This window comes from Streptomyces sp. NPDC006261, from assembly GCF_040613515.1.
Lineage (GTDB): Bacteria > Actinomycetota > Actinomycetes > Streptomycetales > Streptomycetaceae > Streptomyces.
On sequence record NZ_JBEXSI010000019.1, the window covers coordinates 106,723 to 123,420 of the forward strand.

Genomic DNA, 16,698 nt, shown 5'->3' on the forward strand with positions numbered 1-16,698 from the left:
GTGGGGTTGACGTTTCACGTGAAACATCAACCCCACCGGCCGCCACGGACCGGGCGTCAGCCGCCGAACCCCCGCCAGCCCGCCGGGTCCAGCCCGCCCGGAACATCGGAGCCCGCCTCATAGGGCTCACGGGTGAAGGTGAACGAGCCGAGGTCGAGGTGGTCGACCGAGCCGTCCTCCCTGCGTACGACACGAAGGGTCTCCCCCGCGTAGTAGTCGTCCAGGCCCGTCCAGGTGCCGTCCGGCCGGGGGACGAACGAGGCTCCGCGTCCGGTACCGCCCAGGGGCCTGAGCTCAAGACCCCGGCCGCCGGTCAGCCTCAGCGCGAACGTGTGGGTCCCCCAGTGCCAGATCCCGGTCAGGGCCAGCAGTTCCTCGTCGACCTCGGAAAGCGGGCGCCAGGGCACCGGGATCCGCGGCTCCGCATCCGCGACGATACTCAGCAGCTCGGCGGCCACCGTGGCGGCGGGCAGCCCCGAGGTGGCGTTGGCGAGGGCGACCGCAGCGATGTCGTCGTCCTCGCTGAACCACAGGCCGGCGACGAACCCGGGCAGCGAACCCGCGTGACCGAAGAGCACGCGGCTGCCGGTCTTCACCACCTGCAGGCCGAGGCCGTATGCGTTGCCCCCACCCTCGGCGGCGGGCGCGGCGGGCGTCCTCATCTCCCGTACGGAAGTGGCCGACAGGACCCGGTCGTCACCCTCCGCCAGGAATGCCGCGAAGCGCAGCAGGTCGGCCGCGGTCGACCAGAGCTGACCCGCGGGCGCCATCAGTCCCAGATCCTCGGCAGGCTCGCTCACCACCACATCGGCCCAGGGATGAACGGCCCAGCCCTCCGCGTACGGAGCGACCGGCTCGCCTGTCGTACGGTGCATGCCCAGCGGCTCCAGGACCTCGCGGCGCAGCGCCACCTCCCAGGAGACTCCGCGTACCGCTTCGATCAGCGAACCGAGCAGGGTGTAGCCGGGGTTGGAGTAGTGGAAGCGGTGGCCCGCCGGGTGCATCTGCGGCCGCTCGCCGAGTACGTCGGCGAGCTCCGGCCGCAAGGCCCCCGGGGTCCGCTCCCACCAGGGGGCGGGCGCCTCGGCGCCCAGCCCCGCGCTGTGGCCGAGCAGTTGGAAGACGGTTGCGCCGCCCGCCCCGGTGCCGGGGAGGTACTTCTCCAGCTGGTCGTCCAGGTCGATCAGTCCCTCGTCCCGCAGCCGCAGAACCAGGACCGCGGTGAACGTCTTGGTGATCGAGCCGATCCGGTACTGCGTATCGGCGTCCGGCCCCTGCCCCTCCAGGCCCGTACGGCCCCCGCTCCAGGCGATCCGTCCCTCCCGCTGCACGGCGGCCGCGAGGGAGGGCGCCCGGCCTTCCCGCTGCGCTGTGGCGACGCGGTGGACGAGAGAACGCCGGGTGCTGGGGAGCAGTTCTTCACTGGGAGAAGTCATGGTCAACCCTTACCCGACGGGCTGCCGCCTGACGAGGGGAATTCCAGGCGCGAAGCCACTTCCACGCCTGCCGTGGAGGGCACGCGGTCAGTGAAGTTCCCTGGGCCCGTAGTGAGCGACGGCCGCTCCTTCCTTCAGGGCCCAGTAACGGCCGCAGCCTTCGGATCGGACATCAGAACGATCTCAGGCATGAAGCGATCATCTCCTGGCCTGGAGAGGGCTCACAGCAGAGCCCGGCCACCCTCAGGTCTGCGCCATGTCCACGAAACGCGAGTAGTGGCCCTGGAAGGCCACGGTGATGGTGGCCGTCGGGCCGTTACGGTGCTTGCCGACGATGATGTCGGCCTCGCCCGCGCGCGGTGACTCCTTCTCGTACGCGTCCTCGCGGTGGAGGAGGATGACCATGTCGGCGTCCTGCTCGATGGAGCCGGACTCACGCAGGTCGGACACCATCGGCTTCTTGTCCGTGCGCTGCTCCGGGCCACGGTTCAGCTGCGAGAGTGCGATCACCGGGACCTCCAGTTCCTTGGCCAGCAGCTTGAGGTTTCGGGACATGTCCGAGACCTCCTGCTGACGGCTCTCGGACCGTTTCGAGCCGCCGGCCTGCATCAGCTGCAGATAGTCGATGATCACGAGCTTGATGTCGTTGCGCTGCTTGAGCCGCCGGCACTTCGCCCGGATCTCCATCATCGACAGGTTGGGGGAGTCGTCGATGTAGAGGGGGGCGGCCGAGACCTCGGGCATGCGGCGAGCGAGCCGCGTCCAGTCCTCGTCCGTCATCGTGCCGGACCGCATGTGGTGCAGGGCCACCCGTGCCTCGGCCGACAGCAGACGCATCGCGATCTCGTTGCGCCCCATTTCGAGGGAGAAGATGACGCTGGGCAGGTTGTTCTTGATCGACGCGGCGCGTGCGAAGTCCAGCGCCAGCGTGGACTTGCCCATGGCGGGGCGGGCCGCGATGACAATCATCTGGCCCGGGTGCATGCCGTTCGTCAGGGCGTCGAGGTCGGTGAAACCCGTCGGGACGCCGGTCATCTCGCCGCTGCGCGACCCGATGGCCTCGATCTCGTCGAGCGCGCCCTCCATGATGTCGCCGAGGGGGAGGTAGTCCTCGCTGGTGCGCTGCTCGGTGACCGCGTAGATCTCGGCCTGCGCGGAGTTGACGATCTCGTCGACATCCCCGTCGGCCGCGTATCCCATCTGCGTGATCTTCGTGCCGGCCTCCACGAGCCGCCGGAGGACCGCCCGCTCGTGGACGATCTCCGCATAGTACGAGGCGTTGGCCGCGGTCGGCACGGACTGCACCAGGGTGTGGAGGTACGGCGCCCCGCCGACCTTGGTGATCTCCCCGCGCTTGACCAGTTCGGCGGCGACCGTGATCGGGTCGGCCGGTTCGCCCTTGGCGTAGAGGTCGAGGATGGCCGTGTAGACGGTCTCGTGCGCCGGGCGGTAGAAGTCGTGACCCTTGATGATCTCCACGACGTCGGCGATGGCGTCCTTGGACAGCAGCATGCCGCCGAGCACCGACTGCTCCGCGTCCAGGTCCTGGGGGGGGACCCGCTCGAATCCGGGGGAGCCGCCGTCCCAGCCGTCGTCCGAGCCCCGGTCGTGCCGGTCCTCGCGGTTCCCCTTGCGCTCCCCGCGGCGCGGGCGGGAGACAGGCAGACGGTCGCCGGGACCAGCCTCGGTCCAGGGGTCGTCCAAAGGCTCGGGAATGCTCACCGGCCCACCTCCTCCCGTCCGCTTCGCGGACCTAGCCGTGCCACTCTTTCTTACGGCACGGCACCGACAAACAAGTCGCCCGACTCCGCTTCCGGCGCATCTGGTTCTGCAGATTCCGGAGCCGGAACGGAGTGCGGGCGCCGGACCACGGTAGGCCTGTCTCCACCGTCAGCCAATCTGGTTATCCACAGGGCATGTGGATGACGGACCAGATGTTGTGGAGAACTCCTCAGAACCTGTGCACGGAACGGGGGACAGCACTGTGGACAAACTCATAGCAGGACTACCATCACCCGCTTGACCTGCATGTTCTCCGTCCACCGACTGTGGGGGAGAAAAACTTTCGCCGCGATTCCAAGATCACTGCAAACGGCTCCCGGATCCACGCTCCAGCCGCGCCAAGGTAAGGGACGCAACCCCATTGCATCTCTTACCTGTGGAAGATTAGATTAGCCCTCATGACTCCGGCCCCCACCACCCCCCGAACAGGCCGCCGACGGCACGACCGCGAGATCGTCGCCCTCGCCGTACCGGCGTTCGGCGCGCTGGTCGCCGAGCCCCTGTTCGTGATGGTCGACAGCGCCGTCGTCGGCCACCTCGGCACCCCGCAACTGGCCGGTCTCGGGATCGCCGCAGCCCTGCTGATGACCGCCGTGAGCGTCTTCGTCTTCCTCGCCTACGCCACCACGGCAGCCGTCGCCCGCCGTGTCGGGGCTGGCGATCTGCCCGCCGCTATCCGCCAGGGCATGGATGGCATCTGGCTCGCCCTGCTGCTCGGCGCCGTCGTCGTGGCACTCGCCATCCCCTCGGCCCCCTGGCTCGTCGACGTCTTCGGCGCCTCCGACACCGCCGCCCCGTACGCCGTCACGTATCTGCGGATCTCCAGCTTCGGCATCCCGGCGATGCTCGTCGTCCTGGCAGCCACCGGCGTGCTGCGAGGACTCCAGGACACCCGCACCCCGTTGTACGTGGCCATCGGCGGTTTCACGGCGAACGGCATCCTCAACGTGACCCTCGTCTACGGGGTCGGCCTCGGCATCGCCGGATCCGCCTGGGGCACGGTGATCGCCCAGATGGGCATGGCCGTCGCCTATCTCATCGTGGTCGTACGCGGAGCCCGTAGACACGGCGCCTCCCTCCGCCCCGACGCCGTCGGCATCAGGGCCAGTGCCCGCGCGGGCGTGCCCCTCCTGGTCCGGACCCTGTCGCTCCGGGCCGTCCTGATGATCGCCACCGCCGTGGCCGCCCGGCTCGGCGACACCGACATCGCCGCGCACCAGATCATCCTCTCCCTATGGAGCCTGACCGCGTTCGCGCTCGACGCCATCGCCATTGCGGGGCAGGCAATCATCGGCCGGTACCTGGGGGCGAACGACGTGAAGGGCGCCCGCGAGGCCTGCCGTCGCATGGTCGAGTGGGGCATCGGCTGCGGCATCGCACTCGGGGTGCTGATCATGCTCGCCCGGCCGCTCTTCATCCCACTCTTCACCAGCGATCCTGCGGTGAAGGACACCTTGCTCCCGGCGCTCCTGGTCGTGGCGGTCTCGCAGCCGATCGCCGGAGTGGTCTTCGTCCTGGACGGCGTACTGATGGGAGCCGGAGACGGACGCTACCTCGCGTGGGCCATGCTGGTGACGCTGGCCGTCTTCGCCCCCGTCGCGCTTCTGGTGCCTGCCCTCGGCGGCGGCCTCACCGCCCTCTGGTGGGCGATGACACTGATGATGGCCGTCCGGCTGATCACCCTCTGGGGGCGTACCCGCTCCGGCCGGTGGATCGTCACCGGAGCGACCCGCTGATACACAGGCTCCACGGGCCGTTTCACGTGAAACGGGCACGGACCAGAAAATGCCCCCGCCGTTTCACGTGAAACAGTCCACCCGGCACACAGTGAAGGGCCGCATCCCCGACGGGATGCGGCCCTTCACCTGCTCTGCTGAGCTCTGCCCTTAGGCAGCAACGACCTCGACTGCGAGCTTCGCTGCGACCTCGGGGTGCAGACGGACGGACACCTGGTGCCCGCCGAGCGTCTTGATCGGCGAACCGAGCTCGACGCGACGCTTGTCGACGTCGGGACCACCGGCGGCCTTGATCGCCGAAGCGACGTCAGCCGGGGTGACCGAGCCGAAGAGACGGCCGGCGTCGCCGGAGCGAACGGCCAGACGGACCTTCACGCCCTCGAGCTTGGCCTTGATCTCGTTGGCCTGCTCGATCGTCGCGATCTCGTGGATCTTACGGGCGCGGCGGATCTGCGCCACGTCCTTCTCGCCGCCCTTGGTCCAGCGGATGGCGAAGCCACGCGGAACCAGGTAGTTACGGGCGTACCCGTCCTTGACGTCGACGACGTCGCCGGCGGTGCCGAGGCCGGAGACCTCGTGGGTGAGGATGATCTTCATGCTGTTGTCACCCTTCCCTTATCGCGCGGTGGACGTGTAGGGCAGCAGCGCCATCTCACGGCTGTTCTTGACAGCCGTGGCGACGTCACGCTGGTGCTGCGTGCAGTTGCCGGTGACGCGGCGGGCACGGATCTTGCCGCGGTCGGAAATGAACTTCCGCAGCATGTTCGTGTCCTTGTAGTCCACGTACTGGGTCTTGTCCTTGCAGAACGCGCAGACCTTCTTCTTAGGCTTGCGCACAGGCGGCTTCGCCATGGTGTTTCTCCTGTGTGATCAAGAAGTGGGGGTACGAGCCGCCCTAGAAAGGGGGCTCGTCCGAGTAGCCGCCGCCAGAGCCGCCGGAGCCACCCGAGCCACCGGAACCACCGGGGCTTCCGCCCCAGCCGCTCCCGCCGCCCTGCTGGCCACCGCTCTGCGGACCGCCTGCCGGCGCGCCGGTCGCCCACGGGTCGTCGGCGGGAGCACCGCCGCCGCCCTGCTGGCCACCGCCACCGGGACCGCCGCCCCAGTTGCCGCCACCCTGCTGGCCGCCACCGCCGCCGTACCCGCCCTGGCCGCCCTGACCGCCGCGACCGGTGGTCTTGGTGACCTTGGCCGTGGCGTTCTTGAGGCTGGGGCCGACTTCCTCGACGTCCAGCTCGTAGACCGTGCGCTTGACGCCCTCACGGTCCTCGTAGGACCGCTGCTTCAGCCGGCCCTGCACGACGACGCGCATGCCTCGCTGGAGCGACTCCGCGACGTTCTCCGCCGCCTGTCGCCAGACCGAGCAGGTGAGGAACAGGCCTTCGCCGTCCTTCCACTCATTGGTCTGCCGGTCGAAGATGCGGGGAGTGGACGCGACACGGAACTTCGCGACCGCCGCACCGGACGGGGTGAAGCGCAGCTCGGGGTCGTCGACGAGATTGCCGACGACCGTGATGACGGTCTCGCCTGCCATGGGTGAACCTCTCGGCGGGGATTGCTTCTGGCTGCTTGCTGCTACTCGGACCCGAAAAACGCTGAGCTAGATGCTCAGTGGATCTCGGGACGGAGGACCTTGGTCCGGAGGACCGACTCGTTCAGGTTCATCTGGCGGTCGAGCTCCTTGACGACCGCAGGCTCGGCCTGCAGGTCGATGACCGAGTAGATGCCCTCGGGCTTCTTCTTGATCTCGTAAGCGAGCCGACGACGGCCCCAGGTGTCGACCTTCTCCACCTTTCCGTTGCCCTCACGGACAACGGAGAGGAAGTTCTCGATCAGCGGGGAGACTGCTCGCTCCTCGAGATCGGGGTCGAGGATGACCATCACCTCGTAGTGACGCATGTGGAACCCACCTCCTTTGGACTCAGCGGCCACGGTCGTTCCGTGGCAGGAGGGTCGTGATGCGTAGTGCAACGGCGTCTCCGAGGAGAACACCCGGCACTGACAATCCGCTCCCGGGATGTTCCTGGAGGAGGGGCTCGCCGTGCTGGCCTGGGCAGACACCGGTGCAGACCGTACAGACTACCTGTAGACCGGCTTCCGGTTGAAATCCGGAGGTCAGGGGGCACTTCCGGTCCGGATTCCGGCCTGCGGATCCGGATCCGCAGGGGCACAATCGAGACAGATGCGGTGTGAGAGGCGCTACATTCCACCGCCCGTCCGGCCAGGAGGTCATCCATGGCACAGACCATTCGTCCCGCCGGCTCCCGGTCCACGACCGGCCGCCCCGCCACCGGCTCGCTCTTCGCGACGGACGGCAGGCCCCACCCCGTCCAGGACGTCCTGATGGTGGTGACCGGCGTGCTCGGCGTCCTCGCCTTCGTGACGGCGATGTTCCACCATCTGCACCTGATCAGCTCGTGGGCGGGGCTGGCCGGGATTCTCACCGGTGTCTACGGCCAGTACATCTCGAAGACCACCTGGGAGAGGTTCGGCCTGATCATGGGGATCGGCGCCTCCGCGGTCGGCTTCTACCTCGGTATGGCGCACGGCGGCCTCTTCGGCGGCGTCATCACCTGAGCGGCGCATGACCCGGGGCGGCCGCCAAGGCGGTCGTGCCGGTCTGCCGCGGGCGGTCCGGCCCTACGCTGCCAGGCCGGGTACCCCTCGGTCACAGTAGGCTTCGGCGCGAGAGCCGGAGCCCCTGACCCATGGGGACACACCTGCCGAGGAGCGCCCCGCATGAGCCTGACCCTGAGGACCATCAGCCGAGAGCAGCATCTGGCGTACATCCAGAGCCTGCCCTCGGCCAGTCACTGCCAGGTCCCGGCGTGGGCTGATGTGAAGACCGAATGGCGCTCGGAGAACCTGGGCTGGTTCGACAGAGACGGCGAGATGGTCGGGGCGGGCCTCGTCCTGTACCGCCAGCTGCCGAAGATCAAGCGCTACCTGGCGTACCTGCCCGAGGGCCCGGTCATCAACTGGTACGCGCCCAACCTGGACGACTGGCTCCAGCCGATGCTCGCCCACCTCAAGCAGCAGGGCGCCTTCTCCGTGAAGATGGGCCCGCCGGTGGTCATCCGGCGCTGGGACTCGGCGGCCATCAAGTCCGGCATCCAGGACCCGGACGTGAAGCGCCTGCGCGACGTCGAGGCCACCCACATCGAGCCGCGCGCCTTCGAGGTCGCCGACCGGCTGCGGAAGATGGGCTGGCAGCAGGGCGAGGACGGCGGCGCCGGATTCGGTGACGTACAGCCCCGTTACGTCTTCCAGGTGCCGCTGGCCAACCGCTCCCTGGAGGACGTCCTCAAGGGCTTCAACCAGCTGTGGCGCCGCAACATCAAGAAGGCCGACAAGGCAGGTGTCGAGGTCGTCCAGGGCGGCTACGAGGACCTCGCCGAGTGGCAGCGGCTCTACGAGATCACTGCCGTGCGCGACCACTTCCGCCCGCGCCCCCTCTCGTACTTCCAGCGCATGTGGACCGTCCTCAACTCCGAGGACCCCAACCGGATGCGGCTCTACTTCGCCCGGCACAACGGCGTGAACCTCTCCGCCGCCACGATGCTCGTCGTCGGCGGGCACGTCTGGTACTCCTACGGCGCCTCCGACAACATCGGGCGCGAGGTCCGGCCGTCGAACGCCATGCAGTGGCGCATGCTGCGCGACAGCTACGCGATGGGCGCCACCGTCTACGACCTGCGCGGCATCAGCGACTCGCTGGACGAGAACGACCACCTCTTCGGTCTGATCCAGTTCAAGGTCGGCACCGGCGGCGAGGCGGTCGAGTACGTCGGCGAGTGGGACTTCCCCCTCAACAAGCTGCTCCACAAGGCGCTCGACATGTACATGTCGCGCCGCTGACCGGCTCCACCACCCTCTCGGCACACCCCGTTCGTTCCCCGATTCACCGCAGCCACCAGAAAGGTTCCGGGCCGGCCATGGCGCTCTCCCTCTACGTCGACACCGCGCGCTGGCGGGCGCACCAGAAGTCCGTGATCGACCAGTTCCCCGGACTCGTACCGGTCTGCAAGGGCAACGGTTACGGCTTCGGCCACGAGCGGCTCGCCGACGAGACGATCCGCTTCGGATCGGACACCCTTGCCGTGGGCACCACCTACGAGGCCGCCACGATCAAAGACTGGTTCAGCGGCGACCTGCTGGTCCTGACCCCGTTCCGGCGGGGCGAGGAGCCCGTTCCGCTGCCGGACCGCGTCATCCGCTCCGTCTCCTCCGTCGACGGGGTGCACGCCCTGGTGGGCGCCCGCGTCGTCATCGAGTGCATGAGCTCGATGAAGCGGCACGGGGTCAAGGAGGAGGAGCTCGGGCTGCTGCACGCGGCGATCGAGGACGTACGCCTCGAAGGCTTCGCGCTGCACCTGCCGCTGGACCGCACCGACGGCTCGGACGCCGTCGAGGAGGTCATAGGGTGGATGGACCGGCTGCGTGCCGCCCGGCTGCCGCTGCACACCATGTTCGTCAGCCATCTGGGCGCCGAGGAACTGGCCCGGCTTCAGCAGCAGTTCCCGCAGACCCGCTTCCGCGCCCGCATCGGGACCCGGCTCTGGCTCGGTGACCACGAGGCCACGGAGTACCGGGGGGCCGTCCTGGACGTCACGCCCGTCGTCAAGGGCGACCGGTTCGGCTACCGCCAGCAGAAGGCCGCGTCCGACGGCTGGCTGGTCGTCGTCGCGGGCGGTACGTCCCACGGGGTCGGTCTGGAGGCGCCCAAGGCGCTGCACGGGGTGATGCCGCGGGCCAAGGGCGTCGCCCGCGCCGGTCTGGCCACCGTCAACCGCAACCTGTCGCCGTTCGTCTGGGCGGGCAAGCAGCGGTGGTTCGCCGAGCCGCCGCACATGCAGGTGTCGATCCTGTTCGTGCCGTCCGACGCGCAGGAGCCGCGGGTCGGTGACGAGCTGGTCGCCCATCTCCGCCACACGACCACGCAGCCCGACCGGCTCGTCGACCGCTGAGCGAGCCGCCCCGGGTCAGCGCTCCCGGGCCGCGCCCCAACTCACCTGGGCCGCCCCTGTGACCCTCGGGGCCGTGTGCCCGGACGTCCGGGTCTCGGGTGCCAGCACGAACGCGTCCGGCGCCCCGTCGAGGATCCCGCCCGACGGGTCGTCCGACCCGTCCCGGCGCACCGGGTCCTTCTCCGGCAGCAGGATGTCCCGGACGACCAGGGCACACAGGTACAGCGTGCCCAGCAGATGCAGAGCGATCGCGAGCTGGTATCCCTCCTGCGGCAGCCCCTGGTGCTTGTCGCCGCCGCTCGTGTACGCGAGGTAGAACCAGATGCCCAGGAAGTACATGACCTCGCAGGCCTGCCAGATGAGGAAGTCGCGCCAGCGCGGGCGGGCCAGTACGGCCAGCGGGATCAGCCAGAGCACGTACTGCGGTGAGTAGACCTTGTTCGTCAGGATGAACGCGGCCACCACCAGGAACGCGAGCTGGGCGAAGCGCGGCCGCCGGGCGGCGGTGAGTGCCAGGCCCGCGATTCCCGCGCAGAACACGACCATGAGGACCACGGAGGCGGTGTTCACCGTCTCGACGTCGATGGGCTTCCCGGTGCGCTGGGTGATGATCAGCCAGAACGAGCCGAAGTCGATGGGCCTCTCCTGGCTGAAGGTGTAGAACTTCCGCCACCCCTCGGGTGCGTAGAGCATCACCGGCAGGTTCACCGCCAGCCAGGCCGCGCCCGCGCCGAGCAGGGCCGTGCCGTACTCGCGCCACCGGCCCGCCCGCCAGCAGAGCACCAGGAGCGGGCCGAGCAGCAGGACGGGGTAGAGCTTGGCGGCCGTCGCGAGGCCGATGAGGATACCGAACGCGAGCACCCGGCCCCGCGACCACATGAGCATCGCCGCGGCCGTCAGGGCGACGGCCAGCAGGTCCCAGTTGATCGTTGCGGTGAGGGCGAACGCGGGAGCCAGCGCGACCAGCAGGCCGTCCCAGGGGCGCCGCCGGTGCGTGCGTACGGTGCACACGGCGATGATCACCGCGCAGATCATCAGCATGCCCGCGTTGACCATCCAGTACATCTGCTCGCGCTGCTGGATGGGGTCGCTGTCCGGCGTGAGGGTCAGCCAGGCTGCAACCTGCATGAACACCCCGGTCAGTACGGGGTACTCCAGGTACTGCATGTCGCCGCTCAGCCGGTCGAAGTACGGCACCAGGCCGTCGGCGAAGCCGCGTCCCAGGAAGAGGTGCGGGATGTCGGAGTAGCAGGCGTGCGTGTACTGCGAGGTGGCTCCGCGGAACCAGGCCCACTCGTAGCAGGGGATCTTCTGGACCATGCCGAGCGCGAACATCCCGATCATGGTCAGGGCGACGACCCGTACGGGCGTCAGCGGGCCGTCGCCGAGCCGTGCCCAGCGCCCCACCCGCCCGCCGAACAGCTCACTGCCGGCCGCCGCGACCTCGTCCTGATCGGTGGGCCGCACGACGGGCCGCTCCTGCTGCTGCACGCTCGTGTCCTCTGCACTGGGGCTTGGCATGCCGCACATCCTGCCGTACGGGACTGTGGCCGGGGCATGGACCGGCCCAGGACACAGGCGGGGAAGCGAAGGAGCGCGTACGGAGTACGGAGAGACGGTACGGAGAGGCGTGCCGCTGCCCCTGAACGCGACGAGGGCCGCCGCACCCCACGTCCGGTGCGGCGGCCCTCGTCCTACGGGCGTCCAGGGCCGTTCACGGGCCCTGGAGCGGTGCGGCTATCCGCCGTTGGCGCCGCTCCATAGCCCGCCTCCGTTGGTTCCGGCGTTCCCGCCGTTGGCACCCTCGGTGGTCCCTTGCGTGGTGCCTTCGGTGGTGCCGGCGTTGGCACCGCCGTCGGCTCCCCCGTCCGCGCCTCCGTCGGTTCCGGCGTTCGCTCCACCGCCGTCCGTTCCCGCGTTCGCGCCTCCGTCGGCTCCGGCGTTCGCTCCACCGCCGTTGGGGTTCTGGCACTCCCGGTCCCAGAACTCGCAGGTCTTGCTCGGCGTGGGTGACGGAGTGGTGGGCGTCGGGGAAGGCGTCGGCGGCTCCGGCTCCTCGCTGGAGGGCGTCGGCGAGGGTGTCGGGCTCGGCGTGGGGGTCGGGGTCGGGCTGGCCGCGCCACCACCCCAGACCGTGTCACCGATGGGCTGCGGCTCCGGGAACGAGAGGACCTTCTCCTTCTTCATCGCCGCGGTCATGTAGTCGTGCCAGATGGACGCCGGGAACGAGTTTCCGTGGATCTTCTTCTCGCCGCCGGTGCCGAACATCTCCTCGAACTTGCGCTTGGTGTTCGTCTCGTCGTCGTCCATGCGGAACATGCTGATCGCCGTCGAGAGCTGCGGGGTGTAACCGACGAACCATGCGGACTTGTTGCCGTCCGTCGTGCCCGTCTTCCCCGCCGCCTCACGTCCCTCGAGCCGTGCGGGCTTGCCCGTGCCGTTCTCCACCACGTTCTTCAGCACGTCCGTGACGTTGTCCGCGACGAGCGGGGAGAAAGCGCGCTTGGGCTGCTTCTTGTGCTGGAAGACGGTCTTGCCCTTCTCCTTCACTTCGGTGACCGAGTACGTGGGGTTCTGCTGGCCGCTCGTGGCGAAGGTGGCGTAGGCGCCCGCCATCCGGATGGCACTGGGCGAGGACGTACCGATGGAGAACGACGGAACGGTGGAGTCCGCCATCATGTCGTCGTCCTTCAGGCCGGCGGCGACGGCGGCTTCCTTGACCTTGTCCGTCCCGACGTCCATACCGAGCTGCACGAAGGGGGAGTTGGCCGACTGCTCCATGGCGTGTCGCAGGTCGATCTCACCGTGGTTGTAGTCGCCGTCGTTCGTCTGGAGCCACTCGTTGTCGTCCTGGTCCTTCCAGACCTTGCCGTTGTACTCCTTGATCTGGAGCTTGTTGTCGCCGTTGTAGATGCTTTCCGGCGAGACGATGGTGCGCTGGGTGTCGTCCTGGTCCGGTCCGAGCTTCGGGTCGCGTACGCCGTACCGCATCGCCGCGGCCAGGACGAAGGGCTTCCACGTCGAGCCCACCTGGGCGCCGGTGGCGTCGGCGTTGTTGGTGAAGTGCTTCGTGGCGTCCTGTCCGCCGTACGTGGCGAGGATGGCGCCCGTCTTGGTGTCCACCGAGGCACCGCCGAACTCCACATGGGTGTCCGTCTTCGGACGCTCCTCGGGGCGGATCTTGGCCTTGTAGACCTTGTCCACCGCCTTGGCGAGCTGCTTCACCTTCGTCTCGTCGAAGGTGGTGTGGATCTCGAAGCCGCCGAGCTCCATGTCCTTGGCCGTGATGTTCCGGTCGTTGTTGGCGAGGAAGTATTTGCGCGCCAGCTCCACCAGGTAGCCGGTCTGACCGCCCAGCTTCGCGTTCTTCTTCGGCGGCTTGGGCTCGGGGAACTCCTTGTACTTCGCCCGGTCCTCCTCCGACATCTTGCCGTCCTTGACCTGCTCGTCGAGGATCCACTTCCAGCGCTTCTCGGCGCGTTCGCGGTTCTTCTCCGGGGTCGCGCCCTGGGGGTCGATGTCGGTGGCACCGGCCGGGTCGTAGTAGCTCGCACCCTTGAGCAGCGTCGCCAGGAAGGCGCACTCGCTCGGGTTCAGGTCCGTGGCGTCCTTCTCGTAGTACGTACGGGCCGCGGCCTGCAGACCGGAGGCGCCACGCCCGTAGTAGGAGACGTTGAGGTAGCCGGCCATGACCGTCTCCTTCTTCTCCTCCCCGGCGACCTTGAGGGTGATGAAGAGCTCTTTGAACTTGCGCGAGAGCGTCTGGTCCTGATTGAGCCGCGAGTTCTTCACGTACTGCTGGGTGATGGTCGAACCACCCTGGGTCTGACCGCCCGTGGCCATGTTGAACACCGCACGGCCGATGCCCTTGGGGTCGATGCCCTTGTCCGTCCAGAAGCTCTTGTTCTCGGCCGCGACCACGGCGTTGCGCATCGCCACGGGGATCTGCTCGTAGCTGATCTCCTGGCGGTTGGCCACCCCGCCGGTCGCCACCATCTGCTTGCCGTTGGCCCAGTAGTAGACGTTGTTCTGCGCCTTGGCGGCATCCTGGATGTTCGGCTTGTCGACCAGGGCGTACGAGACGCCAGCCACGCCCATCAGCATGCCGAGGAAGCCCACGCAGAGGCCCGAGACGAGCTTCCACGAGGGCAGCCAGCGGCGGAATCCGTACCGGCCGTGCCGCGGGTAGTCGATCAGGCGCTGCTTGCCGGGAGGCCCGGCATCTTGGCCACCCCGCCGCCGGCCCCCGCCGCGCTGAGCCGCACGACGGGCCTCAGCACGGCTGCCGTACGGGCGCTCCTCGCCCTGCGGCTCGGCATGTGACACGGATGTAGCTCTGCGTGACGGCGCTGCTCGGCGTCCTGCTGGCTGCTGGGCGGCTCGTCTGGCCGCGGCCCGCCCGCCACCTTGCGGCTGAGACGATTTGCGACGGTGCTCGCTCATGGAACGACTACTCCTCGGGCAGGCGAGAGCGCCTGGAAGCGGCAGTTGAGATCCGGTCCCCCCGAATTACGGACCAGCCCTGCGGAAGGCTCATCCGCAGTACATCCGGCAGTCCGCGATAACTGACGCGCAACGGCGCCTCACGGTTCCCGGTGGTCTGCATGCCGCACAGACTACGCACGGTCAAAACCCTCCTAGGGCCGAACTTCACCCCAAACAACGCAAGTCGCTTCCTACGAATTGACGATGTGACGCCGCTCACGAAGGTCACCCTTGTCGAACCCGTCGTACCGATCTATCGTGCTGATGTATCGAGTCGATACATCAGTGCGGCATAAGTACGTCAGTGGATCCGGCAGACGGTTCCCGCGGAACCAACGGCAGAAGGAGGAGACGCACGTGAGCCGACGCTCCGGCATCCTCGAGTTCGCCGTTCTCGGGCTGCTCCGCGAGTCTCCGATGCACGGCTACGAGCTGCGTAAACGCCTCAACACGTCGCTGGGCATCTTCCGTGCGTTCAGCTACGGGACTCTCTATCCATGCCTCAAGACGCTGGTGGCCAGCGGCTGGTTGATCGAGGAGCCCTCCGGTGACCCGGCGGACACCACGCCCGCCTCGTCCCTCACCGGGCGCCGGGCGAAGATCGTCTACCGGCTGACGGCTGAAGGTAAGGAGCACTTCGAGGAGCTGCTCTCGCACACCGGTCCGGACGCCTGGGAGGACGAGCACTTCGCGGCACGCTTCGCCTTCTTCGGCCAGACCGAACGAGACGTGCGGATGCGGGTGCTCGAAGGCAGGCGCAGCAGGCTGGAAGAGCGTCTGGAGAAGATGCGCGCCTCCCTCGCCCGCACGCGTGAACGACTCGACGACTACACACTTGAGCTGCAGCGACACGGCATGGAGTCCGTGGAGCGCGAAGTGCGCTGGCTGAACGAGCTCATCGAGAGCGAGCGGTCGGGACGGGATCAGAGACGATCCTCGCCCGAGGGCTCTGCTCAGCAGGACACATCAGGAGAGACGGGCGGCCTGCCCCGGCGCCGGGGTGACACCCCGCCGGATCCGTCCGACGACACCGCCAAGTGAAGTCACCGCATTCCGCGGGGACTTCATCGGAAACACCGATTACACAGGGAGCAACCGGAATGGGTTCGGTTCGCGTAGCCATCGTAGGCGTGGGCAACTGCGCCGCCTCGCTGGTGCAGGGCGTCGAGTACTACAAGGACGCAGATCCGGCCGGCAAGGTGCCCGGCCTGATGCACGTCCAGTTCGGCGATTACCACGTCAGCGACGTCGAGTTCGTCGCCGCCTTCGACGTCGACGCGAAGAAGGTCGGCCTCGACCTCGCGGACGCCATCGGCGCCAGCGAGAACAACACCATCAAGATCGCGGATGTGCCGAACACGGGCGTCACCGTCCAGCGCGGCCACACCCACGACGGTCTGGGCAAGTACTACCGCGAGACGATCGAGGAGTCCGCGGACGCCCCGGTCGACGTCGTCCAGGTCCTCAAGGACAACCAGGTCGACGTTCTCGTCTGCTACCTCCCCGTCGGTTCCGAGGTCGCCGCGAAGTTCTACGCGCAGTGCGCCATCGACGCCAAGGTCGCCTTCGTCAACGCCCTCCCGGTCTTCATCGCGGGCACCAAGGAGTGGGCGGACAAGTTCACCGAGGCCGGTGTCCCGATCGTCGGCGACGACATCAAGTCCCAGGTGGGCGCCACCATCACGCACCGCGTGATGGCGAAGCTCTTCGAGGACCGGGGCGTCGTCCTGGACCGCACGATGCAGCTGAACGTCGGCGGCAACATGGACTTCAAGAACATGCTCGAGCGTGAGCGCCTGGAGTCCAAGAAGATCTCGAAGACGCAGGCCGTCACCTCGCAGATCCGTGACCGCGAGCTCGGTGCGGACAACGTCCACATCGGCCCCTCGGACTACGTGGCCTGGCTGGACGACCGCAAGTGGGCGTACGTGCGCCTCGAGGGCCGCGCCTTCGGCGACGTTCCGCTGAACCTGGAGTACAAGCTCGAGGTGTGGGACTCCCCGAACTCGGCCGGTGTCATCATCGATGCCGTCCGTGCGGCGAAGATCGCCAAGGACCGCGGCATCGGTGGCCCGATCCTCTCGGCTTCGAGCTACTTCATGAAGTCCCCGCCGGTCCAGTACTTCGACGACGAGGCTCGCGAGAACGTCGAGCGGTTCATCAACGGCGAAACCGAGAGCTGAACCAGCCCTCACGCATGACCGCATCACCGGAGCACTGAGCGGCGACGCTCACCTCGTCACACACGTCGGGGGTGACATCGCCCGGGCTCCGCACCACAGTTGGCTGTTC

14 protein-coding genes are annotated in these 16,698 nt (G+C 68.2%); 6 read left to right on the forward strand and 8 right to left on the reverse strand.

Annotated features, from left to right (window positions below; translation table 11 throughout):
- Positions 1-56: 56 nt before the first annotated feature.
- Both ABZ154_RS14975 and dnaB read right to left on the reverse strand, forming a co-directional pair.
- The gene (locus ABZ154_RS14975) at positions 57-1,436 is read right to left on the reverse strand and encodes a serine hydrolase domain-containing protein (RefSeq protein ID WP_356832570.1); all 1,380 of its coding nucleotides are present in this window, start codon (positions 1,434-1,436) and stop codon (positions 57-59) included.
- 243 nt (positions 1,437-1,679) lie between these two features.
- Positions 1,680-3,158: a replicative DNA helicase gene (gene dnaB / locus ABZ154_RS14980; RefSeq protein WP_030563034.1), complete on the reverse strand. Its 1,479-nt coding sequence runs from the start codon at positions 3,156-3,158 to the stop codon at positions 1,680-1,682.
- Positions 3,159-3,616: 458 nt separating this feature from the next.
- On the opposite strand from dnaB, the gene ABZ154_RS14985 reads away from it, so the two are divergent.
- On the forward strand, positions 3,617-4,954 hold the full coding sequence (locus ABZ154_RS14985) for an MATE family efflux transporter (protein ID WP_356832573.1): 1,338 nt from the start codon (positions 3,617-3,619) through the stop codon (positions 4,952-4,954).
- A 150-nt stretch (positions 4,955-5,104) separates the two neighbouring features.
- Here ABZ154_RS14985 and rplI read toward each other — a convergent pair whose 3' ends face one another.
- The 4 genes from rplI to rpsF form a co-directional block, all read right to left on the reverse strand.
- Positions 5,105-5,551 (reverse strand): 50S ribosomal protein L9, encoded by a 447-nt coding sequence (gene rplI, locus ABZ154_RS14990; protein WP_018513854.1) that lies wholly within the window; start codon positions 5,549-5,551, stop codon positions 5,105-5,107.
- Between the two features lie 18 nt (positions 5,552-5,569).
- A complete protein-coding gene (gene rpsR, locus ABZ154_RS14995) occupies positions 5,570-5,806 on the reverse strand; it encodes a 30S ribosomal protein S18 (RefSeq protein WP_003967857.1) in 237 nt (78 codons plus the stop codon).
- Positions 5,807-5,849: 43 nt separating this feature from the next.
- Positions 5,850-6,488: a single-stranded DNA-binding protein gene (locus ABZ154_RS15000; protein WP_355122469.1), complete on the reverse strand. Its 639-nt coding sequence runs from the start codon at positions 6,486-6,488 to the stop codon at positions 5,850-5,852.
- 74 nt (positions 6,489-6,562) lie between these two features.
- Entirely contained in the window at positions 6,563-6,853 is a 291-nt protein-coding gene (gene rpsF, locus ABZ154_RS15005) for a 30S ribosomal protein S6 (protein WP_015609864.1), read from the reverse strand.
- A gap of 336 nt (positions 6,854-7,189) precedes the next feature.
- Between rpsF and ABZ154_RS15010 the strand changes: the two genes are divergently transcribed.
- The 3 genes from ABZ154_RS15010 to ABZ154_RS15020 all read left to right on the forward strand — a co-directional run bounded on the left by ABZ154_RS15010 (position 7,190) and on the right by ABZ154_RS15020 (position 9,921).
- Positions 7,190-7,531 (forward strand): hypothetical protein, encoded by a 342-nt coding sequence (locus tag ABZ154_RS15010; protein ID WP_356832575.1) that lies wholly within the window; start codon positions 7,190-7,192, stop codon positions 7,529-7,531.
- Positions 7,532-7,693: 162 nt separating this feature from the next.
- Positions 7,694-8,812 (forward strand): peptidoglycan bridge formation glycyltransferase FemA/FemB family protein, encoded by a 1,119-nt coding sequence (locus ABZ154_RS15015; RefSeq protein WP_356832577.1) that lies wholly within the window; start codon positions 7,694-7,696, stop codon positions 8,810-8,812.
- Positions 8,813-8,889: 77 nt separating this feature from the next.
- A complete protein-coding gene (locus ABZ154_RS15020; RefSeq protein ID WP_356832579.1) occupies positions 8,890-9,921 on the forward strand; it encodes an alanine racemase in 1,032 nt (343 codons plus the stop codon).
- A 15-nt stretch (positions 9,922-9,936) separates the two neighbouring features.
- On the opposite strand, the gene ABZ154_RS15025 is transcribed toward ABZ154_RS15020, so the two are convergent.
- Together ABZ154_RS15025 and ABZ154_RS15030 are read right to left on the reverse strand one after the other, a co-directional pair.
- Positions 9,937-11,442: a glycosyltransferase 87 family protein gene (locus ABZ154_RS15025; RefSeq protein ID WP_356832581.1), complete on the reverse strand. Its 1,506-nt coding sequence runs from the start codon at positions 11,440-11,442 to the stop codon at positions 9,937-9,939.
- Positions 11,443-11,658: 216 nt separating this feature from the next.
- Positions 11,659-14,364 (reverse strand): transglycosylase domain-containing protein, encoded by a 2,706-nt coding sequence (locus ABZ154_RS15030; protein ID WP_356832583.1) that lies wholly within the window; start codon positions 14,362-14,364, stop codon positions 11,659-11,661.
- A gap of 399 nt (positions 14,365-14,763) precedes the next feature.
- Here ABZ154_RS15030 and ABZ154_RS15035 point away from each other — a divergent pair, with 399 nt between their 5' ends.
- Complete coding sequence (locus ABZ154_RS15035) at positions 14,764-15,447, forward strand: helix-turn-helix transcriptional regulator (RefSeq protein ID WP_356832585.1); 684 nt, start codon at positions 14,764-14,766, stop codon at positions 15,445-15,447.
- Positions 15,448-15,506: 59 nt separating this feature from the next.
- Complete coding sequence (locus tag ABZ154_RS15040; RefSeq protein WP_356832587.1) at positions 15,507-16,589, forward strand: inositol-3-phosphate synthase; 1,083 nt, start codon at positions 15,507-15,509, stop codon at positions 16,587-16,589.
- The last annotated feature ends 109 nt before the right edge of the window (positions 16,590-16,698 follow it).